The organism is Mucilaginibacter gossypii (assembly GCF_017569325.2).
Taxonomy (GTDB): domain Bacteria; phylum Bacteroidota; class Bacteroidia; order Sphingobacteriales; family Sphingobacteriaceae; genus Mucilaginibacter; species Mucilaginibacter gossypii.
Window position 1 is genome coordinate 4,400,359 of sequence record NZ_CP071878.2, and the last position, 24,969, is coordinate 4,425,327.

Annotated in this window: 19 protein-coding genes; 4 read left to right on the plus strand and 15 right to left on the minus strand. The window is 43.3% G+C overall.

The window, feature by feature from the left end; all coding sequences use genetic code 11:
• Window positions 1-35: 35 nt before the first annotated feature.
• The 6 genes from J3L18_RS18325 to J3L18_RS18350 all read right to left on the minus strand — a co-directional run bounded on the left by J3L18_RS18325 (window position 36) and on the right by J3L18_RS18350 (window position 4,196).
• Window positions 36-944, minus strand: coding sequence for a LysR substrate-binding domain-containing protein (locus tag J3L18_RS18325; RefSeq protein WP_129568442.1), 909 nt, complete (start codon window positions 942-944; stop codon window positions 36-38).
• A 9-nt stretch (window positions 945-953) separates the two neighbouring features.
• Window positions 954-1,736: a hypothetical protein gene (locus J3L18_RS18330; protein ID WP_129568441.1), complete on the minus strand. Its 783-nt coding sequence runs from the start codon at window positions 1,734-1,736 to the stop codon at window positions 954-956.
• Between the two features lie 72 nt (window positions 1,737-1,808).
• The gene (locus tag J3L18_RS18335) at window positions 1,809-2,591 is read right to left on the minus strand and encodes a hypothetical protein (RefSeq protein WP_129568440.1); all 783 of its coding nucleotides are present in this window, start codon (window positions 2,589-2,591) and stop codon (window positions 1,809-1,811) included.
• Between the two features lie 51 nt (window positions 2,592-2,642).
• On the minus strand, window positions 2,643-2,888 hold the full coding sequence (locus tag J3L18_RS18340; RefSeq protein WP_091172203.1) for a type II toxin-antitoxin system HicA family toxin: 246 nt from the start codon (window positions 2,886-2,888) through the stop codon (window positions 2,643-2,645).
• Window positions 2,889-2,905: 17 nt separating this feature from the next.
• Window positions 2,906-3,112, minus strand: coding sequence for a 2-oxoisovalerate dehydrogenase (locus tag J3L18_RS18345; RefSeq protein ID WP_091172201.1), 207 nt, complete (start codon window positions 3,110-3,112; stop codon window positions 2,906-2,908).
• Between the two features lie 76 nt (window positions 3,113-3,188).
• Window positions 3,189-4,196 carry an aspartate-semialdehyde dehydrogenase gene (locus J3L18_RS18350; protein WP_090534105.1) on the minus strand — a complete coding sequence of 336 codons (1,008 nt, stop codon included), beginning with the start codon at window positions 4,194-4,196 and terminating at the stop codon, window positions 3,189-3,191.
• 651 nt (window positions 4,197-4,847) lie between these two features.
• On the opposite strand from J3L18_RS18350, the gene J3L18_RS18355 reads away from it, so the two are divergent.
• The 4 genes from J3L18_RS18355 (at window position 4,848) to J3L18_RS18370 (ending at window position 8,283) form a co-directional block, all read left to right on the plus strand.
• A complete protein-coding gene (locus J3L18_RS18355) occupies window positions 4,848-5,801 on the plus strand; it encodes an NAD-dependent epimerase/dehydratase family protein (protein WP_129568439.1) in 954 nt (317 codons plus the stop codon).
• A 144-nt stretch (window positions 5,802-5,945) separates the two neighbouring features.
• Entirely contained in the window at window positions 5,946-6,671 is a 726-nt protein-coding gene (locus J3L18_RS18360; protein WP_091172198.1) for a YebC/PmpR family DNA-binding transcriptional regulator, read from the plus strand.
• Between the two features lie 168 nt (window positions 6,672-6,839).
• Window positions 6,840-7,055, plus strand: coding sequence for a DUF2442 domain-containing protein (locus tag J3L18_RS18365; protein WP_129568438.1), 216 nt, complete (start codon window positions 6,840-6,842; stop codon window positions 7,053-7,055).
• A gap of 91 nt (window positions 7,056-7,146) precedes the next feature.
• Window positions 7,147-8,283, plus strand: coding sequence for a hypothetical protein (locus J3L18_RS18370; RefSeq protein WP_129568437.1), 1,137 nt, complete (start codon window positions 7,147-7,149; stop codon window positions 8,281-8,283).
• A gap of 263 nt (window positions 8,284-8,546) precedes the next feature.
• Here the strand turns inward: J3L18_RS18370 and J3L18_RS18375 are convergent, their stop codons facing one another.
• The 9 genes from J3L18_RS18375 to J3L18_RS18415 all read right to left on the minus strand — a co-directional run bounded on the left by J3L18_RS18375 (window position 8,547) and on the right by J3L18_RS18415 (window position 24,871).
• The gene (locus J3L18_RS18375; RefSeq protein WP_129568436.1) at window positions 8,547-9,344 is read right to left on the minus strand and encodes a carboxylesterase family protein; all 798 of its coding nucleotides are present in this window, start codon (window positions 9,342-9,344) and stop codon (window positions 8,547-8,549) included.
• 101 nt (window positions 9,345-9,445) lie between these two features.
• Window positions 9,446-10,798, minus strand: coding sequence for a glucoamylase family protein (locus J3L18_RS18380; protein WP_208102416.1), 1,353 nt, complete (start codon window positions 10,796-10,798; stop codon window positions 9,446-9,448).
• A gap of 20 nt (window positions 10,799-10,818) precedes the next feature.
• A complete protein-coding gene (locus J3L18_RS18385; protein ID WP_129568435.1) occupies window positions 10,819-12,489 on the minus strand; it encodes a glucoamylase family protein in 1,671 nt (556 codons plus the stop codon).
• A 65-nt stretch (window positions 12,490-12,554) separates the two neighbouring features.
• Window positions 12,555-13,433: a LamG-like jellyroll fold domain-containing protein gene (locus J3L18_RS18390; RefSeq protein WP_112652670.1), complete on the minus strand. Its 879-nt coding sequence runs from the start codon at window positions 13,431-13,433 to the stop codon at window positions 12,555-12,557.
• Between the two features lie 20 nt (window positions 13,434-13,453).
• Complete coding sequence (locus J3L18_RS18395; protein WP_129568434.1) at window positions 13,454-14,938, minus strand: RagB/SusD family nutrient uptake outer membrane protein; 1,485 nt, start codon at window positions 14,936-14,938, stop codon at window positions 13,454-13,456.
• An 11-nt stretch (window positions 14,939-14,949) separates the two neighbouring features.
• Window positions 14,950-17,976 (minus strand): SusC/RagA family TonB-linked outer membrane protein, encoded by a 3,027-nt coding sequence (locus tag J3L18_RS18400; RefSeq protein ID WP_091172180.1) that lies wholly within the window; start codon window positions 17,974-17,976, stop codon window positions 14,950-14,952.
• 261 nt (window positions 17,977-18,237) lie between these two features.
• Window positions 18,238-21,132, minus strand: a complete 2,895-nt coding sequence (locus J3L18_RS18405) for a triple tyrosine motif-containing protein (protein ID WP_129568433.1) — start codon at window positions 21,130-21,132, stop codon at window positions 18,238-18,240.
• 131 nt (window positions 21,133-21,263) lie between these two features.
• On the minus strand, window positions 21,264-22,190 hold the full coding sequence (trhO, locus tag J3L18_RS18410) for an oxygen-dependent tRNA uridine(34) hydroxylase TrhO (protein ID WP_129568432.1): 927 nt from the start codon (window positions 22,188-22,190) through the stop codon (window positions 21,264-21,266).
• A gap of 200 nt (window positions 22,191-22,390) precedes the next feature.
• Window positions 22,391-24,871, minus strand: a complete 2,481-nt coding sequence (locus J3L18_RS18415; RefSeq protein WP_129568431.1) for a DUF5686 and carboxypeptidase regulatory-like domain-containing protein — start codon at window positions 24,869-24,871, stop codon at window positions 22,391-22,393.
• Window positions 24,872-24,969: the final 98 nt, after the last annotated feature.

Sequence of the window (24,969 nt, forward strand, 5' to 3'; positions counted from 1 at the left end):
CACAACTTTCTTTCCTTGTGTTTTTGCGTACTTAATTATTCAGACGATCGTCCGATATGTTGCAATGCGTAGTTTATAAAATTGCTCGTCAGTCCATAATCCTCAGTCCCCTTACGGCGGATAAAAAAGAAATCACGCTTAATTTTCAAACCTTCAATTGGCACTTCAACCAAATCACCTTCGGCCAACTGCCGGATGATAGATGGGCGCGGCATAAAGCCGAGACATTGATCGGCCAGCAGGAAATTTTTCAAAGCCTCGGTACCACCAAGGCGGATCTTTACCGACAGATCGGCCGGTTTAATATGCAAAGCAGACAAGGCTTTTAATACAGCATTCAACGTGCCCGAACCTCGTTCACGCACGGCCAGAGGTGTTTTTACAAACTGCTTTAATGTTAATGACTTGCCTGCCAGCGGACTTTTAGCAGAGCAAACGGGGATCACCTCATCACTCATAAAAGGCTTGTATGATACGGTAGTGAGTTTGTTATCAACCTCAATTATACCAATATCAACCTCATGATTTAACAAAGCGTTCAGGATGTACTCGCTGTTACGGTTTACAAGCTGTACATCAACATTGGCGTACTCGCGCTGAAAGCCAGAAAGTATCGAAGGTAAAATATACAGGGCAATAGTTGTACTTGCGCCCAAACGCAAATGCCCGGCAGCCTGCGAAAGATTACTTAACACCGAAAGATCATACTCTACCTTCCGCTCTATCTCTGTTGCCTGCTGTAAATACTCATTTAGCTTATTTCCGGCTTCAGTTAATAAGATACTGTTGCCTTTACGCTCAAACAGGGGCACTTTATATTGATCTTCAAGCGCCTTCACATGCTTGCTGATGGCCGGCTGTGTAATAAACAGTACCTGGGCTGCCTTACTGAAACTCAGGTTGGCGGCAACTTCCATAAATACACGGTGGGCAAAAGAGATCATGGGGCAAAGTTAATTTTTTACCCGTTCAAAGTACTTACCTGTAAATTTATATACGATATAGTCGCGGGTAACCTCTCGGTTTGCATTAACTAACGGACTATGGATGCTTTGTGTTTTAGCATCATAATAAATAGTCGGGATCACTTTCATATTAACTACCGAAAGGAAGTTATAATCAAAATACAACTTACTATGCATGCCGGTTTGGGTTTTAACCAGTAACACGGTACCGTTTAACTTCCCGTTTTCGATAGTAAAAAACTGGATGCCCTGGGTAGCATCAACACTTGAACGTACCGAATTATATCCGGCCAGGTAATAAACTTTGTTATTGGCCTTAAGCGTATAAATTTTGGAGTACCAGTAAACCGGGTTATGCTTTTTGCCAACGGAATCCATTTTAAGCGATGACGATACTTTGCCGCTAACCTTGTATTGCAAAACATTGTCAAAATCATAGCCGGTGCTGCCCAGCCTGGTATCCCAGGAATAAGTACGGAACAAACCATCGGCAGATGTGGCTATCACAACCCGCTCTTTCACCAGTTCGGTAAAGGGATAGTTAATGGTTCCGGGATATTTGGAGGTATAGTACTTCAGCTTAAAGCCAAAGATCTTGTTCATTTTTTCTAATGAATCAATTGCTTTCCACTCTTTTTTGTGGGAGCCGTAATAGTTTACCCTTTTAAAAATCCGTAACAGATCGGCCTCAATAGCCTGCGGACTTTGAGCAAACAAATTTGCTGAGTAAAAGCAGCAGCAGAAAACAATTATTAACTTAAAGGTTTTCATCGGTAAACAAGATACACAAAAAAAGCAAATCCGGCAGACATTCTGTTACGATGATTGCCAGTTAGCTGTTTTTTAGCTTTTTATTTTTTCAAAATACCGTCCGTTGAATTTGTATTTGATAAATTTTGAAGTAACCTGTGCTTTGGCATTTACCAACGGTACATGTATAGTTTGCGTTGTTTGATCAAAAGTGATAGTCGGCCGTTTTTCAAACGGCAGATCAACCACTGATCCAAAATCATATTCATAAAAAATTTCATTATGAAAACCCGATTGCGTTTTAATGATCTTTACATCATTATTCAAAACACCGTTTTGAATGGCAAATAACCTGATCCCGGTACCGGCATATCTTGATGATTCAATAACTCCATAAATGCCAAAATAGTAAGTTTTATCGCCGGCTTTGAAAGTATATAAGTTTGAATAAAAAGGAGCGCCGCCGTCCCCTGGGTTGTTCATCAAAGATGACTTTGTTTTATCGCCGGCTTTGTATTGTAACACGTTGGCACAAATGTGCATAGTGCCTCCAGTCCATGTATCCCACGAGTAGATCCTGAACAATCCATCCGCCGAAGTGAAAATATCAAGTTGCGCTTTTTTTAGCGAGTTAAAAGGTAAGTTTATAGTATAAGGATAGGTTTCTGTATAACGTTTTAATTTATCACTAAAAGCATCATTGGCTTTAATAAGGGAATCGCCCGCATTTTCATTCCCTTTGCCTTGCTGCTCATCCCAATAGTCTATCTTTTTAAATGATTTGAGTAAGTCGGCTTCAATAACTTGCGGTGTTTGCGCGAAGAGTTTAACCGATGTGATAAAACAGAAAATAACAATCAGGTTCAAGGCTTTCATACCCAAATATTACAGCATAAAAATAGGGATAATCAAACGACTATCCCTATCCTATAATTTATTGATAATATCTTCTTTATTAATTTTCAGCTGTTCCGCAACGTCATTGATGATCGCCATAAGTGTTCCTAACTTTATAGGATCGTGATTTGGGATGGTAATATTCTTTACGCCATCATTAAGCGTAATCGATAACCTGATATGGCTTCCGGTTTGTCTTATAACCTCGTAACCATATTTCAATAAAACTTTGATCAGATCTTTTCCTGAAACATCACGGGGAGCTCTTGGAGACATAGCTATTTTCAGAAAAATTAAACGGTTATCACTTCCTCCTTAACCAAATGGAGCCGAATGATTTTAGGAAGCTTATCTTCATCAAAATGACAATGGACAGCATCGCGAATATTGGCTTTTAGCTCATCAAGCGTATCTCCTTCTGTAAAAATCGACTCGCCGATTGCCCTCGCGTTATAACCGCCCTCTATCGCTTCTTCAACAAGGAAAAATATTTCGTTCATATTCAAATTTAAGAAATATTCTTCACAAAAAAACCCCATAGCATATGTGCTATGGGGCCTATATTTTCTCATTTACTTATGCCTCAACCGGCTGGCCAATCAAGTGCTGAGCAGCAAGGTACTCGGCAATTTGCACGGCATTGGTAGCTGCACCTTTACGCAGGTTGTCAGATACTATCCAGCAGTTAAGTGTATTGTCCTGGGTTTCGTCACGACGGATACGGCCTACAAATACCTCATCTTTATCATGCGCGTCGAGCGGCATAGGGTATTTCAGGTTAGCAGTATCGTCAACCACAACAATGCCGGGAGCATTAGCTAATAATTCACGAACTTCCGCCAGGTCAAAATCATTTGCAAACTCAATGTTAACCGACTCCGAGTGGCCACCCATAACCGGGATCCGCACGGTGGTAGCAGTTACTTTAATGCTATCATCGCCCATGATCTTTTTGGTTTCGAGGATCATTTTCATTTCCTCTTTAGTATAACCGTTTTCGGTAAATACATCAATCTGCGGGATCACGTTTAAATCGATAGTGTAAGGGTAAACTTTCGGTCCGTCAATACCTTTACGCTCGTTAAATAACTGGTCAACAGCTTTAACACCGGTACCGGTAACCGACTGGTAGGTTGAAACTACCACCCTTTTAATTTTATATTTATCGTGCAATGGTTTTAAAGCCACTACCATTTGTATGGTTGAACAATTTGGATTGGCGATGATCTTATCTTCGGCTGTAAGTACATCAGCATTTACTTCGGGTACAACCAATTTTTTTGTTGGGTCCATGCGCCATGCCGATGAGTTATCAATAACAGTTGTACCAGCAGCTGCAAATAAAGGAGCCTGCTGTAATGAAGTGCTTCCGCCGGCCGAGAAAATTGCTACGTCCGGCTTCATCTTAATCGCATCCTCAACAGAAACCACCTTAAACTGCTTACCCTTAAAAGTAATTTCTTTACCAATACTTTTTTCTGAAGCTACGGGAATTAATTCTGTAACGGGGAAGTTGCGTTCTGCAAGAACCTGCAACATTTTGGTGCCTACTAATCCTGTAGCACCTACTACTGCGACTTTCATTTTTTAAATTGTTTTTGAAATGTATCAGGCTGCTTCACAGCGCCTGTTTTTAATTAATTATGTGTTTTAAAAGTTAAACCCTCAAATATGCACATTTTTTTGGTATCCTGAAAATATTAAGTCTATGGTTTTTATCGGGTTTCTTTTGGGGTGAGTGGTTGATTGGGTTGATGAAGTGAGTGGTTTGTTTGTCTGAATCAAAATTTTCCCTTACTGGCGCAAGTCTTGAGCGAAGGCCTAATGGGTGGCTGACTTGTGACTTCTAAAAAACGATTAATTTGTCTGAACCGGAATTTTTAGAATTAAGTGAATACCCTGCAAAATTTCAGAAATTCAAACAATTCGTTTAATTGGAGTTTCAGACAACATCCTGACAATCCTTAAATCGTAAAAATCCAGGTTCAGAATAATGGCGTTGCCTTCGGCCCGCGCTATACGCTCATACGCCTTTAGGCCTTATTCACAGGCCGGTATCCGCTACTATCGCTAACGCAGCACCCGTAACCATTCAAGCAACAGCCAAACAAAAAAATCTACGTAATCAATCCCCTAATCGGCGTAATCTCTAAAAACAAAACAACCACTCACCTAATCAACTCAATTAACCACTCACCTAAAAACCCTACCTTTGCGCGGTAAACTCAATATTGCATGAGCGAAAAGATCTTAGTGATAGGCGCTAACGGCCAGATCGGTACCGAACTGGTAATGGCTTTGAGAAATATCCACGGGGCCGAAACGGTTATAGCTTCGGATATTAACAGCCCAACATATGCTATGCGTGGCAGCAGCGGACCATTTGAATTAATCAATGTACTTGATAAAGACAACCTGCACCACATATTTGATAAGCACCGCCCAACACAAGTTTACCTGCTGGCTGCCATTCTTTCGGCAGTAGGCGAGCAAAAACCCAAAATGGCCTGGGACCTGAATATGACCGGCTTGCTGCATGTGCTTGATTTTGCAGTTGAGTTTAAAGTAAGTAAAGTTTTTTGGCCAAGCTCAATAGCGGTTTTCGGTCCGCATTCGCCGCAGTATAATACACCGCAGTATTGTGTAATGGATCCTAACACGGTTTATGGTTTTAGTAAATTGGCCGGCGAGCGCTGGTGCGAATATTATTTTAATAAATACGGTCTTGATGTACGCAGTATCCGTTACCCGGGCCTGATCGGCTGGAAAGCCAATCCGGGCGGCGGCACTACCGATTATGCCGTACATATATTTCACCAGGCATTAAAAACGGGCGGCTATGAAAGCTTTCTGGCAGAAGGGACTGCCCTGCCCATGATGTATATGGATGATGCCATCAGGGCTACCATCAGTTTGATGGATGCACCTGCCGAACAGATCAGCATCCGCTCATCATATAACCTGGCCGGCATTAGCTTTACGCCCGAACAACTGGCGGCTGAAATCAAAAAACTGATCCCTAAATTTGAAATCAGTTACAGTAATAACGACCCGCGACAAGCCATCGCCGATAGCTGGCCAAAGTCAATAGATGACAGTTACGCGCAAAACGACTGGGGCTGGAAACTGGAATATGACCTACCAAAAATGGTGGCCGACATGTTGACCAATTTGAAAACGATAATTTAAGGTTAAAGGCGAAAGGATAAAGGTTTTTATCCGTCATTATATAAACAAATATTATATTTACCGCCTTGTCTTTATAAGGCAAAGCTTTGTAATACAACAAGGTTGATCTATCACTATCAACCATGAACAATGAACTAAAAAAACATGGGAAGAGCATTTGAATTCCGCAAAGAAAGAAAGTTTAAGCGCTGGGCCAAAATGGCAGTGCAGTTTACCCGTTTAGGTAAGGAAATTGTAATGGCTGTAAAAGCCGGCGGCGGCGATGTTAACACCAACTCACGCTTACGTACCGCGGTACAAAACGCCAAGGCTGTAAACATGCCTAAAGACCGTGTTGAAGCCGCCATTAAACGCGCCAGCAGCCGCGACGAAAAAGATTACGAAGAGCTTGTTTACGAAGGTTACGCGCCTTACGGGGTTGCCGTGTTGGTTGAAACCGCTACCGATAATACTAACCGTACTGTTGCCAACGTACGCAGCTACTTTACCAAGTACGGTGGCTCATTAGGCAAAACCGGCTCGCTTGATTTTATCTTTACCCGTAAATCAGTTTTCACTTTTGAGCCGGGCGACCGCGACCTGGAAGAGCTTGAACTTGAATTGATAGACGCAGGTTTGGAAGAAATATTTGTTGAAGCCGATGAAAATGGCAACGATATTGCGGTAATCCATACAGCTTTTGAAGATTTTGGTAAAATGCAAAAAGCGTTAGAAGAGATGGGTATCGAAGTAAAATCGGCCAAGCTGGAGCGTATCCCGCAATCATTCCATGCTGTAAGCGAAGAGCAGGTTCCTGAAATTATGAAACTGATTGACCGTTTGGAAGAAGACGACGACGTGCAGGCTGTTTACCATAATATGGCGGAGTAATTCTGGTATCGGATTTGAGAATTTCGATTTCGGATTTAGTTCCACTCAAACAATAAACACCATGTAATTGCGAGCGATAGCGTGGCAATCGCACAGAAGCATCATCGCTCTGTACAGCATGCGATTGCTTCGTCGTTCCTCCTCGCAATGACATAAAGAAGAAACATCATGCCACTATTCAACACACGTAAAGGAGAGAAAAAAGTAAAGGTTACCTTTGCCAACGGCCTTCTTTTTGTGGAAACTGATGGTGGCAAACCACAGGCTTTCCCGTTGGAATGGTTTCCACAGTTATTAAACGCTACCGATGAGGAGCGTGAAGACTGGAGCCAAACCGAAAAAGGCATCCGTTTTAACAAGCTGGGTGTGGATGTAAAACTATAAGATTTGAGATATGAGACGTGAGATATGAGACAAGGCTCTAAACCTTCAATTATCTCAAATCTCATATCTAACATCTCATATCTAAACAAAAATGGTTTTTGAAGAATTTTTAAAGAAGAAAAGAATTGACCTTGTAGCGCTTGAACAGGGCGAACCGGCATTGTTTTCTGAATTTAAAGACCATTTTGAACAAATGGGCGAAAAAAGTTTTGACCATACCAAAAAATACTGGTTTAATAAACTAAGGCGGCGGTTCCCGGTTCCGCTTGAAGTTAAAACCGAAAAAGCACATATCAAAAACGCGCTTGCCGAACAAACCATAACCGAAAGTTTAACAGAACCCGCTACGCCGGGCAAAGTTGGCTTTACGCCGAAGTTCCGTCCGGCTGCACCAAAACCTGCAGCTCCAGTCGAAGAATCTATACAACGGGCAGTTGAACCCCCAACGTCAGAAGCTTCATCCCCTGAAACTGCCCCCAAACCAACGTTCAAGCCTCGCTTTAACCCGGCTATGGCAAAAGCTAAACCAGCAGTAAGCGAAGCATCACCTGAAAACGAAAAGGAACAACAAGCTGGGGCTCCTGCTACAGAAACACCTGCACCAACTGCCAAACCGGGCTTTAAACCACGTTTCAACGCTGCCATGGTAAAACCCAAACCAGCTGAAACAGAAACACAGGCAGAAGACAAAAAGGAAGACACTCCGACAACTCCACCTGCGGATGCACCAGCAGCTAAAATGGGATTTAAACCACGCTTTAATGCCGGTATGGTAAAACCCAAACCGGTAGAAAATGAAGCGCCTGCTGAAGAGACAAAAGAGGATGCTCCGCCTGAAGAGCTTCAAACGCCGGTAACCGAAGCACCTGCCCCTAAAGTGGGATTCAAGCCACGCTTCAACGCCGCTATGATGAACCCTAAACCGGCTGAATCGGAACAACCAGTTGAGGAGGCAAAACCATCAGCCGAGATTCCGCAACCAACGATTGAAGAAGTAAAACCGGGTTCTGAACCTCCCGCACCAAAGCTTGGCTTTAAACCACGCTTTAATGCAGCTGCAATGAAGCCGACAGTTCCTGAAGCCGAAGCATCCGCAGAAGATAAAAAAGAGGATACGCCAACTGAAGAACCTCAGTCGCCGGCTAAAGAAACTCCGGCACCTAAATTGGGATTCAAGCCACGCTTTAACGCCAAAAATCTTCCCAAGAAATCAGAAGGGGACGAATAGGTCGATAACTTTCAACAAATTTATTGTCATTTCGAGCGAGGAGCGAGTGAGAAATCTTATACTCCCTGCTGAGCAAACATGCTTATCGGACTTGCGTGGTATATAAGATTTCTCTTTCGCCCCAGCGCTATTGCCAACCTCTGCTCAATCGAAAGGACATTTTTTTTAAAGCAATTTTCATTTTGTTTAGCGTGACCGCCCTGTATAGCATGCGATTGCTTCGTCTTCCCTCCTCAATGATATGATTTTTATGTTACCCGCCTCTACTTACTATGCGAAAACAACCAATGCAACAGATCAGGCTCGTTGAACGCGTTGTCCCAACTATTGTGCCCTACACCTGGATAAAGCGTAAACCGCGGCTTGCCTCCCGCCTCTTTAATAGCATCAACCATTACCTGCGAATGATCAGCAGGTACTACCGGGTCATTATTACCGTGAAAGATCCAGAGCGGAACTTTTTTAGCGTATTTCTTCGCGTTCAGCGTATTATCGCCGCCGCAAATGGCAAAGGCTGCTGCAAATACTTTAGGTTCACGGCCAATGATTTCAAATGTCCCCATACCACCCATGCTCAGGCCCCCCACATAAACTTTATGCTTATCAACAAATGGTTTCTCCAAAAACTGGTCTACAAGCCCCATGAGCATGATCATGGCCATTGTTGGCGGTGCATCTTCCTGAAAAATGAATTTGCGCTTATTGGTTGCCGAATCCGTAACCTGCTTTACATTGCTCCAATAACTTTTTGCCGGGCATTGCGGAAAAACAACGATGGACTCGTATAACTCCCTGCAGCTGTCCTGCAAAAACCGTTGTGCCCCATAAGCCAGTTGCGACTCATTATTGTTTCCCCGTTCGCCCGAACCGTGTAATACAAACAATAAAGGGTACTTTTGACCCGGATTAAAATGCTTTGGAAATAAAATTCGGTATGGTAGTGTGTCTACTTTAAAAATAAAGCTGCCCCTATCAAACGAGGTCAAATTTTGGGACTTGGCTAAAAAAGAGAATGCTAAGAGTAAGCTTAGCATTCCTGTAATTCGTATTGTTTTGATCATGGGTTAAATACTTCTTTGTTTTACAACCGGCGTAATTACCGCCGTTGACTTAAAACAAATTTAACCTCTTTAACGGCCTTTTGTTTATTTTTTATGCCGAATTAATTTTTCACGATAGCGGGGCTTTCAAAACCCAGTTTTTTCAAACCACCCTGAACCTCGGGGCAGCTCATGAAAAGTTTCCAGAGCAAACCTGTCCGGTAGTTTTCAATCATCACAATGATCGGGCCCTGGTCGATGGCCAAATAGGATTTCGCGTACCAGTTATGCGATTCGCTGAAGGCATCGGTAAAGCCATACTCGCCCCAGATCTTATCGCCCAGGTCATAATAAAAATGGCGCAACGCTTTCATCGAATATTCCGGGGTGTATGGGAATGCGGATAGCGCGGCCGTAGGCGTAATTACGCCGAGGTCGTTAGTTGGCGAATGTGCATTGTACCCCTCAAAGTTATCGCTGGCAGTTAATCCCCAGCAATTTTCACCGTAGCCCTTAAATTTTTTAGGATTATCAACACAGTAAGCGTGATTGATCAGGGTGTGATTTTTGTTTTGTTCCCAGTAGTCGGCATATTCGTCCTTTAATCCCTTAGGATTAAGGCCGAGGAAAGAATATTGCGAGAAGAATAGCGGACCTCCATAATCAAAACCAAGCGGCAATTTAAAGCCATAAAAATTTCTGCCGTTTTTAAAGAAATCGCTTTGCGCCCAACCATTATGGTAAACATTGGCACTAACGGGGTAACGTTCGGCAGATGCGGCAAGCACGTAAGTGATCAAACATTCGTTAAAACCGTGGATCGGGAAGTTCATGGCCCAGCCATTGTTCGGACTCCAGTGCCAGTAAAGGTAGTCGCGGCCATCGCGGGTAAACCAGTTCCATTCCATTTCGCCCCACATCCAGTTAATCACATCGCGGATTCGGCGTTCTTTCGGATCATCGGCAGTAAAATACTGCCTCGCGCACAATAAACCCTGAAAAAGATAAGCCGATTCCACAATGTCAGCCCCATCATCTTTACGGCCAAAGCGGATCACTTTACCGGTTTCGCCGTTTAACCAGTGCGGGAAAGCGCCGTGAAAAGCATCGGCCTTGTATAAAAAGTTAACGATCTTAACCATACGGTCAACCGCCTGCTCATGGGTGATCCATTTGCGGCTATCAGCCACAATAAGCGACATAATACCGAAGCCCGAACCACCGGTAGTTACCACCTCGTTACCGTAATCAAAAGAAGTATTACTGCGCTCACGGGCAAGGCCGCTAACCGGGTGGCCAAAATCCCAGAAATAACGGAATGTTTGGCGCTGCACCACATCAAGCAAAGCACTATCCGTAAGGTTTTTGATAATACCTACAGGCTTAATGCCGTCTTCTGTTTTTTTTGTTTGCTTTTGGGCGAAGGCGCTCAGTACAAGCATCATTAACAAGGAGGATAATATTAGTTTTTTCATTTAATATATCATTAATCACATTATAAGTTTGGTCCGCTAAAGCCTAAATTCTTCATTCCCGTTTTTATTTCCGGCGCGCTCATGAAAAGTCTCCAGAGTAACCCGCTTCTGTAGTTTTCGGTCATAACCACGATAGGACCCTGGTCAATAGCCAGGTACGAATTGGCAAACCAGGGGTTGGTTAAGTTAAAAGCATCATAAAAGCCATATTGGCCCCATAACTTATCACCAAGGGTATAATAAAAAAAGCGTAAGGCAGCCATCGATTGGGTTGGCGTATAAGGCAATGACGCAATTGCGGCAGTTGGCGCTATAACCCCTACATCATTAGTTGGTGAGCTTGCCGTATACCCTCCGTCAATATCGCTCGCTGTTAATCCCCAGCAGTTGGCGCTATAACCGCCATTACCCAGGGGATTAGCCACACAATAGTTGTAATTGATCATGGCGTGAGCTTTGGTTTGCGTTTCGTAGTTGGCATAAGCATCTGTTAAACCTGTTGGGTTAATACCCAAAAATGAGTAATGCTCAAAAAACAATGGTCCTCCCCTGTCAGGCCCAAGCGGAAGGGTTACGCCATAAAAGGTTTTACCATTTTTAATACTGCCGCTACCTGCCCATCCCTGGTCATAAACTGTCTTTGGGATGTTGTGTGTTGTTGACGACGCTCCGAGTACATAAACAATAAGAGCCTCATTCCAACCGGTTATTTTCATGTTGATGGCCCAGCCCTGATCTGGGCTCCAATGCCAGTACAGCGCATTCTGATCATTTTGCCTAAACCAATCCCACTCCACACCATTCCATAAAGTATTGATGTCTGCACGCAATTGAGTTTCGGCTGCATTGGCCGAGCTGAAATATTGTCGGGCAGTGATTAATCCCTGCATCAGGTATGATGTTTCAACCAGGTCGGCCCCGTTATCCTGCGTGCTGAATGGCACTATCGCACCTGTAGCGCCGTTTAGCCAATGCGGAAACGCGCCATGAAACTTTTGAGCTTTGGTATTTAAAAAGCTTACTATTTTCTGCATCCGGGCCAGGCCGTCGGCGTAAGAGATATAGCCGCGGCTTATACCTGCAACAATAGCCATAATGCCAAAACCCGACCCTCCCGAAGTAACTACATCGCCCGATGAGTTACGTTCGCGGGCAAGGCCGCTGGTGGGATGGCCAAAATCATAAAAATATTTAAGTGTTTGCCTTTCAACCAGATCAAGCAATTGTTCATCGGTTATGGTCGGAAACTTTGCAGTACTGTCTATTGCGGTAGTAAGCTGTACCTCAAGTGCCGATTGCAGATTACTGCCTTTTGCAGATTTTAAAGCCGTTGAAACTTTAAGTGAGTATTGCGTAATGGGCAAAAGCCCCGTAGGTGTTATCACAACGGTACTATCATGATGCTGAAAAGCCACACTATACGCTGCAGCTGCTCCGGCTTTAGTAGCAAGACTAACACTCCCCGTTACTGAAGCCTGGCCAAGCGGGGTTGAAAATGAAATAGCTATAGCCGGCTTTGCATTTACGTTTGTATAACTGAAACCGCTGGCCTGTCCATTAACTTTAAGTGCGCTGAAAGTAAATGACGATGACACAGGGGTAACCGGATCGGGGTTGCTTTTTGAGCTTTTACCGCAGGCAAAAAACAAAACGATGGCTCCAAATACCAAATTGCTTTTAGTATTCATCATTGTAGAGAGGGTGTAAAAAGGTTGCCTGCCCCCAGGCAGGACAACCCAAATCAATCAACTGTGTGTTATCTTCCGGCAGCTTCGAGGTTGTACAGGGCCGAAACCTGCGATGCTGTAAGCGCTTTATTATAAAACCTGATATTATCTAAAGTGCCTGTAACATAGCCTGCCCAACCCTGCGCGCCTGTATTTGCGGTAAGCGAAGGCGTGGTTTGAAACTGTAAAGTACCGAATACCATTTTCGCAGCCTTGCTCCAATCCATCGGTGCAAAACCGGTAACTGTGTTTTTACCAGCCTGCGCGCCGTTGTAATAAACATAAATGGTTGAGCTTGCCGCATCAAACGAAACGGTTACGTTGATCCATTTATTCCATGGATCATCTACGCTGTAGCCACCCTCCCAGCCATCAACACCGGCCGAGCTGCCTGCTACGTTAAAGGCATGCACCTTAAGTACACCTTTTGATGCCGAGCCGCCATTATCGAAAAATATGGCGAGGCTGCCCCAAAAACCGGCACCGCCGGGCTGATCATTTTGAATATCCATTAAACCTATGGCGGCGTTGTTCTGAGGCATATTCACCCAGATACTGGCAGTAAAACTTTTCAACGCTTTAATGCCGGCAGGGGTATCATAAAGCGCGTAAGCGCTGGCTGCTCCTTTTAAGCCGTTACCGTTTAAACCTTTGGCAAAACTGGTTCCGGTGGCTACACCGGTACCACCTGCAATGCTATCGGCCAGGTTGGTTGTGAATGGGTAATATGCCACAAGGCTGGCCGGCTCGATATCTTTACTGCTGCTGTAACCGCCATAAGTTGGCAACGGTTTTGACGGCGCGTACGATTTAGCGTCGAAGCTTTTTTGGCACGATGTAATCCCGGCACACGCTACAGCACCGGCCAGCAGAATTGCTTTTATTTTATTGTTAAGTAGTAATTTCATTGTTGCTGAATTTTTGATGATCAATAACCCGGATTTTGTGTTAAGGTGCCGCCACTAATGTCAATTTCATTTTGCGGCACAGGCCATACCTCATTTTTGCCAGCCTTCCAGCCTCGTGAACCAAATACGGCAGCGCCTCGTCCCTGGCGGATCACGTCAAAATAGCGGTCAAACTCCATAGCAAATTCAACACGGCGCTCTTTGTAAATAGCGGCGCGTAAATCGGCCTGTCCTGTAACTGTTACCTTAGGCAATATAGCCGCGTTGCCGGCCCTTGCGCGGGCGCGAACCAACTCAAGCGATGCTAAGGCAGGTGCTGAGTTACCTAACTCATTATTGGCTTCGGCATTCATCAGCAACACATCAGCATAGCGCAAAACAATTTTATTTTGCTGACAGCCTTCGTTAAAACCAGATACATACAGGCTAAATGGCACATACGATTTCTGATTGTACATCGGGTTATCGCCATCGGCCGGGATCTTATCACCTTCGGGCGTAGTTTCACCGCGGAAGATGATGGTAGCATCACGGCGTGGATCGCCTGTTTCATAGGCAGCCGCCAGATCGGCAGTTGGTACATTAAAGCCCCAGCCGCCGCCTGTTGAGCCACGTACGCCTTGTACCTGCGAATACTGAGAATTAGAAGCATCCGGGTTATTAGGTACCAGCATGCACTGTACCTCGAAAATAGATTCCTGGTTATTTTTATGCGTAGTGCGGAACAACTGCTCATAATCAGGATACAGCGAATAACCCAATCCCATTACCTGGGTAGTATAGGTAACCACATCGGTCCATTTTTTTTGATACAGGGCTGCTTTTGCATGTAAAGCAAGCGCGGCGCCTTTGGTAGCATGTCCTATATCGGCCGAAGCGTATGATTGCGGTAAAACCGATGCCGCATCATTCAAATCGCTTTCAATAGCTGCCCAAACCTGCGCCTTTGCAGTACGTGGAAGGTTGTAATCAGATGCATTTTTGGGTAACGATAAACGCAGCGGCACATCACCGAAAGCGCGTACCAGCCTGAAATAAGCATAAGCGCGGATAAATTTGGCTTCGGCAAGGTATCTTGCTTTCAGGCCCTGATCCATAGTTATGCCGGGCACGTTGCCCAGTATTTGGTTGGCGAAGTTGATGGTTTGATACTGACCTGCCCAAAAATCGGAAACCTGGCCTTCGCCCGCTGTAACCGTAAAATTGTGAAAGTTGTTCATAAAGGTAGCATCGGTAGGGCTGCTGCCTTTTTCTGCATCGTCCGATCCCATGCTTTCAACAGCTATCGGGGCAAAGGCGATGTTTTTCCACTCGCGCAGGTTTGCGTACATGGCATTTACGGCCTTGGTAGCATCATCCTGTGTTTTCCAAAACTGTGTGGCAGATTGATTACCCGCCGGGGCCACATTTAAGAAGCTCTTTTTACAAGCCTGAAATGATATTGCGGATGCAACGAGGCCTAAAATAACAGCCTTTTGCAATAAAGTTTTTTTACTGTTTTTCATCTTTATATTGATTAAAAAGTAACGTTAACACCAAAATTGTAGGTTGCGTATAATGGATATACATTAGCATCGATACCCATATTGCCTATAGAGCCGCCAACTTCGGGGCTGAAGCCTTTGTAGCCGAAAAAGTTAAGGGCGTTTTGAGCGTTGGCAAACAGCCTGACTTTTTGAATTTTCCATTTGCTTAAGATGCTGCCCGGCAAGGTATAACCCAACTGCGCATTTCTGAGCCTGAAGTAGGCACCGCTTTCTACATAAAATGAGTTAGGTTTTGCATTGTCTGTCGAGCCCACGTTTACTGATGGATAGGTATTTGAAGTACCCGGGCCATGCCAGCGATGATCAAAAAAATCTTTGGTGAAGTTTTCGTTACCAAAACGGTAAGCAATATTGGCGTTATAAACACTTACATCGGCAGTACCCTGAAAATCCAGAGCCAGGTCAAAGTTTCGGTAAGTGAACGAGGTATTGATACCGTAGTTATATTTTGGCAGCGGGCTACCTAAAACTACGCGGTCTTTGCTATCAATTACACCATCATTATTGGTGTCCTGGTATTTAAAGTCGCCAGGTTTGGCGCTGGTTTGTTTTGATGCCGCAACTTCCTGTGGCGTTTGGAAAATACCGGTTACCTGGTAACCATAAAACTCGCCGATGGGCTGACCAACCACAGTACGGGTAGCCAACTGACCATTGGCAATGCCATTACCGCCCTGGTAAATAGGAATATTTCCTGATAATACATTTAACACTTTATTGGTGTTAATGCCAAGGTTAGCGCTGATGCTGTAATAAAAATCCTTGGTAGCCTGGTCTTTCCAGCTTAACAAGAACTCGACGCCGCGGTTTTGGATGGTAGCCTGGTTGCCAAGCACTACGCCGCCATTTGTACCCAACGATCCAAGTATTGGAAGAGGATAGATGGCATCTTTGGTTTTACGATCATAATAATCAGCCTCAAACGATAATTTGCTATTAAGAATCGCACCCTCTATACCAAAATCGGTCGATTGGGTTTTTTCCCAAAATATAGTTGGCGGTACTACTGTGTTAACGCTTGCACCAGGGAACGTTGTTTGAGGTGTGCCAAATATCGCTGTTAAGTAAGGATCGGCAGATACGGTTAGGATGCTCGGGTTAATAGGTACACCTGAGTTACCTACTTTACCCCAGCTGGCACGTAATTTTAAAGTGTTAAACACCTTCTGATCTTTCATAAAATCCTCGTTGGTGATAACCCAGCCACCGCCTACCGACGGAAAGTACCCGTAGGTATGGTCGCCGTAAAACTGCGATGCACCATCGCGGCGTATAGAGGCGTTTAAGAGATATTTATCTTTAAACGAATAGTTAACACGCGCAAATTGCGACAAAGCGCGGGTATATACCTGCGAGCCCGGAGTAGCGTAATAAGTTACCTTAGCCGTATCAGGGAACGAACCGCGCTGGCTGCCGCTACCAACGTAAGGTACATTTTGCGCATGCGCATCTAACTGTTTGGTACGATAATTTTGCGCGCTGTAACCTAATAAAGCGGTTATTTTATGATCCTTGATTTTCACATCGTAGGTAAGTGTGTTTTCCCAGATCCAGTTACGGGTTTCGCTGTGGTTAACATCCAGGTTTGATACAAGGCTTTTTTGTGCAAATGTGGCGGCATAAACCGGAGTGTATCCTCTAACTTCGGCCTGACCTATATCGCCGCCAAAGCTTGTTTTAAATTTAAAGTTTTTGAGAAAAGATACTTCACCATACCCATTGTAAGTAAAGCGCATGTTTCTTGATTTCTGATTGAAAAAATCAAGTGTAGCCTGCGGGTTATAGTTATTACCATCACCTGTATGGTAATCGTTAGGATCGCCATAAGCACCATCTTTATAATAAACAGGTAAGGTTGGGGCCACACCAAACAACTGATGGAAAATTCCGCCGTTTACATCGGCCGATTTCCCGGATAAACCACTTAATGTATATCCCAATTTAAGCCCTTTTACAGGTTTAAAATCGTTTGATAAGTGAAGTGTGTAACGCCTGTAATTGTTTGTTTTAGCCAAACCATCCTGGTCAAGGTAACCGAATGAAAGGTGGTATGTTACCTTTTCGGTGCCTCCGCTTACTGAAAGTTCATGATTTGTTACGAAAGCATTGCGTAAGATTTGCCCATACCAATCAGTACCTTTTCCGTAGCTTGCCGGATCGCTGAATAATACCGGGCTTACGTTATTAGAAGTATAAAGCTCATTAATAGCCGTTGCGTACTCGGTAGCATTAGCCATTTTTACCTGGTTGGTAACCGACTGCCAGCCTGCATAACCGTTATAATTAATAACAGGTTTGCCTTTGACCCCGCGCTTGGTTGTAACCAGTACAACACCGTTGGCTGCACGGATACCATAAATAGCAGTACTTGAGGCATCTTTTAAAATAGAGATATTCTCGATATCCTGCGGGTTAAGAAAACTGATATCATCATACCAAACCCCGTCAACCACAAACAATGGGCTTACATTACCAAATACAGTACCTAAACCGCGAATACTTACCGCAGGTGAAGCGCCCGGAGAACCGCTGTTGGTGATCTGCACACCGGCAACCTTACCCTGTAAACCGCTTATTGGGTTTACCGAAGCCTGTTTTGAAATTTCGGTACCTTTTACCGATGCTACCGAACCGGTAACATCAAGCTTACGCTGAGTGCCGTAACCAACCACAACAACCTGTGCCAATTCGTTTGCTTGTGCCTGCAGCGTTACATTCAATGTGGTCTGTTCGTTTACCGGTACAGACTTGGTTGCATAACCGATATAAGTAATGGTTAAGATTCCATTTTTTGATGCCTTAATTGAGTAAAGGCCGTTAACATCTGTTTGGGTCCCGTTAGTTGTTCCTTTTTCTTGTACCGATACGCCTATCAAGGCTTCGCCGGTAGCAGCGTCGGTTATTTTTCCTTTTACTGTAACGTTTTGTGCAAACGCAGCGTCAAAAGAAAAAAGAAGCAATAACATCAACCCTGAAATAGTAAAAATTCTTTTCATAGTGGTTAATTAAATAAAAAGCGGATTAGAAATAATTGGTTTATTATTCTACAAAGCTGAACAGATAATGTTTTCTTAACAAATATTGATACTCAACATTAATACATCATCATAAAAATACTTTCTCAAGAGCAATTTTATTAATCTGTAATGAACTGACAATTAAATATATACATACAAAAAGCATATACCATACATACTACACAACCGGCTACACCGGATTGATGTATTAAAGACACGATGAGAGGTAATGATGTAGTATTAAAGCTCAATGAGAAACTCGGTTAGGTTTTTATCATGCTCCAGATTGAGCTTTTTGCGCAGCCGGTAACGACGAATTTCGACACCCCGCAAAGAGATGTTGAGCAGTGACGCTATCTCCTTACTATTCATATTCATGCGCAGGTACGCGCATAGCTTAAGGTCATTTGGCACCAGGTCGGGGTGACCGGCTTTTAATTTTTTAAAGAAATTTTCGTGCGCTTCGTTAAAACTGGTTTCAAAAATGTTCCAGTCACGCTCATCGCTCATGCCTTCATCAATCACTTTTTGGATACGGCGCAATTGCTCGTCGGCAAGCTTCTTACCGTCGCCCCCCTTGAGGTGGGTTAACTCGTCGCTTATTTTTTGCAGCAATTCATTTTTATAAACTATGTTCATGGCCGAATTTGCGAGTTCACGGCTTTTACTGGCCAGGTCGGCTTGCAACTGCTCGTTCTTTATATTGATGATGTGCTGCTCATTTGCAATAGCTTCCTGCTTCAAAAATTCTTCCTTCTCTTTCTGCAGCTTTTGTTGAATCTGCTGCTGATGTTTTTTCAATTTAAGCCCGTAGTAATACCTGATCACATAAAATAGCAATACAGCCAGCAATACATAAAACACCAGCGCTATTTTGCCGGCATACCATGGCGGCAATACTGTAAAAGTTATTGTTGAAACGGCAGATTGGTACTGATCATTGATCTTAGCCCTCACCTTAAAATTATAAGTACCCTGGTTAAGATTCGTAAACTCCTTTTGGCTTTGCGGCATCCACTCACTCCATTGATGCGAATAGCCTTCCAGATAATACTGAAACCTGATTTTAGCCTGGGTATAATAAGGCAGAGAATAACTTATACGGATGTTATTTTCGGCGTAAGGTATTTCAATGTTATTGTTCTGTTCTGCTGCTTCAGTTATCAACGATACCTTATCGGTAACATTCTCTATCCTCCTGATCAAAACATCAGGTATTTTGATCCTATTGGGCAGTTGAGCATCTGCATCGTTTAATATCACAAACCCATCATCAACACTTATCAAATAGGTTGAGTTGTTGATACGGTTAATGGTTTCATAATGCTGTACCATCTGTCCGTTCAGGATTGAAAACCTGTTGGTATCGATGGTTAGCTTCCCGGTAACAGACATATCGGCCAAACCAACCCTGCCCTGGTTAATGAACCAGTATTTTTTGCCTATGGCCTTAATGATCTTACTTGAGGTAGCAAATGTGCCCAGTTTGCTATTAAGCTGCTGATATTTATAAAACCTGTCGGTAATATCATCATACACATAAAAACCCAAATCTGACGAGAAAACCGTGCGGTTGTCGAGATCAAATACATTAATGTTGTAACTACCCGGCAAACCATGTTTTTGGTCGTAATAAACGTGCGATACCACAGTGCGCTGATCGGCGCTTAAAGTGAGCTTATAAATACCCTTATAAGCGTGGCTTACCCAAATTTGACCTTTGGCATCACGTTCAACATAGCGTGAAGGTTCACTGAAACCCGCTAATTTATGGCTGAATTGCCAGTTGCCAGCGGCATCTTTCCGGTAGATCACCAGGCCGGTATAAGTGCCCTGCATGAGCATATCGGGGGCCATTTTCTTAATGGTCCAACCGCCTGTTACATCCGAGATCTTTTTTAACGAAGCTCCGTTTACCTGGTAGGTTCCGTCGTTATGGCCGCAAAGTAACCTATTATCCTGTAAGGACAAATCCCACACCTGCCCCTGCGAACCGGGGATCAGTTTAAAGTCGAATGTTTGAAAGGGGCTGTTATGATTATCGGGCAGCCAATCGCTATAAAATAGTCCCTGATTAGTGCCGAGATATATCTTTTTATCAAAAATGATACTTGAATAAACCGTACCGAATTTGCCGGTTTTGTCGAAATAAAAATACAAAGGCGAGTTAACCTCAATTCTATCGATACCATTATCCAGTCCGGCCCAAAGGTTTTGGCTGGCATCGGTATAAAGGCTTAACACCGTATTGTTTTGCATACCGCTTGCTTTATTGATATGCTGCACTACACGACCGGCAGTATCAACGATCACAATACCATTAAGAATGGTACCATAGGCGAAATACTTATCGGCAGTGGCCGCGCCATTATTCAGCTGGTAGGTTTTTAAAAAATCATTTGCCTGGCTCACCCATGGCTTAACTGTTTTACCATCGTAGATAAATAAACCATTTTTTGCCGTACCGATGAGATATTTACCGTGTTGAAATGGCAAAATAGATAACACACCACTTGCACCTAAAATATTGCTGCCTTCAATATATTCAAGCTTTAAACCTTTAAGCTCAAAAAGCCCTTTTGTTAATTGCTCTACAAAAAAGCGGCTACCACATTTAAAAAGGAACAAATACGGCTCATGCGCTTTTACAACTTCAATTTTACCAGCCGAATAAATATAGATAGCCCCGAATGATTGGAAAAGCACCCTGTTGTTATCGCAATATATTTTCCAGATCTCTTCGGTTACCGGTAAAAAGTTTTTCGGTACCAGGTTAACGAGTGAGGTATATTTTAAAATGCCCTTACCATCGTTATGCCAATAGCCAAATTCACCGTATCCACCGGCATACACCCTGCCCTTGCCATCAGCACTAACTGAGCGTACAATTAAGCCATTGGGCATGTGGTACTGCTGCCAGTATTTACCATCAAAGGTGAGCAGGCCTTCGGCATTACCAAAGTACATGATATCGTGCTCATCGCGCGTTACCGACCAGTTTTGGTTACCAAACTGGTAAAGGGCCTTTGTATAATTTTGCACATACGGAACACCTACGCTCTTAATATCTACCGACCACGCGGGCCAAACCGATATAAAAGCAAGAACGATAATAATAAACAGGGTTTTACGCATAGGATGTAGCGGCTCAATTTGCTAAAGTAGTGTTTGTACCCGACAAAATAAAAAAGCCTACCCTTGAGGGTAAGCTTTATATAATTAATTGTGCCACAGCTGTTATGCTATTGGCTGCAGTTTGTTTTTACTCAAATTACCGGTTGAGGTACTTTTACATAATACCCGGTACCATCATAAACCCGTTTACGCGGATGCTCTTTACAAGCATCGCTGCAGCAGCCGTCCATAGCGGTTCCGCATTCATCGCACTGGGTAAAATGCTCGTTGCACTCGGGATTGGCGCAATTGATCATTTTTGGTGTGGTTTTGCCGCAATTTAAACAGGTTGAAATAACAACCGGGTTCACGCTGTTTACATCAACCGAAAGGCGGTTATCAAATACATAGCATTTGCCCTCAAAATCCTCGCCGCCGGCTTCCTTACCATATTTAATGATACCACCATGCAACTGGTACACTTCCGGGAACCCCTCGTGCAACAATAAGGCCGATGCTTTTTCGCATTTGATGCCACCGGTGCAATAAGTCAGGATCTTTTTATCCTTGTACTTGGCCAGCTCATTGATCATGGCCGGAAAATCACGGAAGTTTTCAATATCAAGGGTTACCGCGTTTTTGAATTTGCCTAATGAGTGCTCATAGTTTGAACGTACGTCAAGCACAACTACATCGTCCCTGTCTTTCATCGCCAAAAACTCTTTCGGCTCCAGGTGTTTCCCTGTTTTTTGTTTCGGGTCGATCAGATTCGGATCACGAAGACCTGAATGTACAATCTCTGATTTATAACGCACATGCATTTTTACAAAGGAAGGCGTATCTACTTCATCAATTTTAAAGTCGATACCGGCAAAACGCTCGTCGGCGTGTACGGTATCTATATAGGTTTTACATGCCTCAACAGTACCAGAAACAGTACCGTTAAGCCCTTCATCGGCCACAATAATGCGCCCGGTTAAACCTAAACTTTTACAAAATTTTAAATGATCGGCAGCAAATTGCTCCGCATTAGCTATTGTTGAATAACAATAGTATAGTAGGGTATTATACATTTTCATAAAATCATTGATACTGCTGCAAACAGTGTTAAATGAGCGGCGCAAAGATACGTTTTTGAGCTGAAAGCTCAAAATGAGGCGAAAGGTAAAAGGTTAAAGGCGAAAGGTAGCTGCAATATTTTAGGCGAAAGGCAGCTAGGACTTTCTGCCTTAGGCAAAAAACCTTTTACCTTTCGCCTTTAACCTTTTACCTTAAAAACTTATCTTATCCCATAAAAGATCCTGAAGCCCTGGATGTATTTTTTATCGCCGGCGTAGGAGATACCGTAGTCAACACGGAAAATTAGGCGCTGTACACCTACGTAAAACTCGCGGTAATTGCGGTTATTTTTCGTGGTGAGGTAGTTGGCACCGATAATTTCTTCAAGCTTCCACTTTCTTAACAACGGGATATGATTAAATAGTGAACCTGCAAAATTATGTTGGTAATGCGCCTCTAAAAACGCACCGTTGGTACTGTAGGTATAAAAAGGCAGGAAGTGGAAACTACCTACATAGGTAGGATCAAAAGTGGTACCCTGGTTACCTAAAAAGTGGTTATAATCCATGTAGTACAGGTTGTTGTTATTAAAAAAGCCTCCGCCCGATACTTTAAATGATGAATAGCCCGAAAGGCCTACGCGGATATGGTCTTGTGAAAGATCAACCGAAGCAAAATCGTAATCTACATCCGAGCCAATAATATTTTTAAATCCCTTGCGGTAGTTTACCGTTAAGGTTGGATATTTTGAAGGCAGATTAAACTTGCCGGTGGGCCGTGTTTCATACCGCTGATCAAAAGTAAAAGTAGCCGACGCGTTAAATACAAGCGCCTGATTATCCGGAAACAAAAAAGAATGGTCATCAGCCGGAGTACCCGGCGGGGCTAATGGGTTATTTGATGTAAACTGGCGGTCCTTAATGTCCTTTATCTTACTAAAAGACGTATTATACAACTGTGAACGACTTGAATACGACAAACCTCCTTTTAAAAACACGCCGTTTAGCACTTCGCGCTGGTAGCCAAAATCGCCATAATGGCTTCGGTAATATTTGACATAGTTATTTTCGCTCAGAAGCGTACTCAGCGTGTTGAAATATAACGAACGCGTGCCTACATTGTTAAGATCAAGCACATCACTCCCAAAATCAGCATAAAACTTAGCGTTATGGAAAGGATCGTTCTTATACTCAAAACCCATATTAGCGCTAAAGGTCTTATTGGAGAAACCGTAGCGAACAGCCGGTGTAACGGTTAATGAATGAAAATCATCAATTGTACGGATATAGCTTACCTTTGCGTTAATGCCAAAGCCCTCAACCGTGTTGTAGTAAAAGGTTTGTATAAATGGGAAGATGTATAATGAATCCCTGTTGCTTTTATTGCTGGCCGCATAACCAAAAATCAGATAACCCGGGTAATTAATATGATTTTTATGATGCTGAAGCGAATCCAGGTAGGCGTCCGTCTTTTTATATTCTTCAAAGGCATCCTTTTTTTTGTAATCACGATCCTCAAAAGCGGTTAAAGGTATGGGCCTTGCATCGGCCCAGTAGCCCGGCTTTTTACTATTAGCTACCGTATCAATTTTCAGAATCTCACCGGTAAAAAAGTTATCAGGAAATGTCGGGTTGATTTTGTAGTTATTATAAACAGCGGCGTAATATCCGCCAAATTTAAATCCGAAAACGGCCCCTTTAAAACTGTATTGGGTTGATGCAGGCATCCATACGCTATCGGTTATGGCTACGTATTGCTGCCTGATCTTTAATGTATCAACCAGATTGAGGTTGCTCGTTTTATTTTCAACAAACAGGTCAACGCTGTAAATGCGCCAGTCGCCGTCAACAATATAAATATCGCCCTGAAAATACTGACCATGCCCGCGTTTCGGAATCACCTGGATTTTGTGGATGGTATGGCCATTTTCTACAGAAGTTCCCAGCAATTTATAATTATAAAACCTGGGACCATATGAAGCAACCGGAGAAACAAAGCCACGGGTAGCTAACCCGTTTATAGTAAATACATTCTGGTAAAAATCAGCCTGTAGATCAGATGCCTTTTTGTAGCCAAATGCTGTATTCTGGCCAGCCATCCGGTTGGCGATAGTAATCTCCCGTACTTTGTTTGGTTTTTGAAAATTGTATTCAGATATTGATTCGGACTGGTAGAGTATCCCCCTACCGTTTGTATCCAGATCGAGCGTTTTCCTTACCTCCTGCCCCAACAATGATTTAGGTACGCTCAGTAATTTTTGCACTCCTTTGATGTAAACCGCGCAGGAGTACGAAGTAGCTTCCTCAATATAGTACTTGCGTTTTTTTAGCACCTGTTTCATGATGGTATCGGCAGCATCCCGGTTTTTACGATAGGTTTCGGCTACCCTGTTGGTGGCAAATACTTCATCGGCCATTTGTACATTATGCTCCTGGTCATGATCAGCTATGGTAACCTCTTCAATCTTTTCAGTATAACCAACATAACGATATATGACGTTATAGGTACCGGGGGCAAGTTTAAACTGGTAAATTCCGTTTTCGTTGGCCGTTGTACCATAGGTGGAATTGCGGATATAAATAGAAACAAATGGAATAACCTGTCCATTTTTATCGGTTATCTTCCCTGTTAAAAGTGATTGCTGTGCGGAGGCCCTTATTACGCAAAAAGCAGTGATTAATAGTAGTATATATTTTCTCATATGTTACTTATGGGTAATGTGTTATGGCTTAAAAATGTTTTATTATTCAGTTAATAATTATTTAAGGTTTAATAAACCCTATCAAATGCCCGCGAATG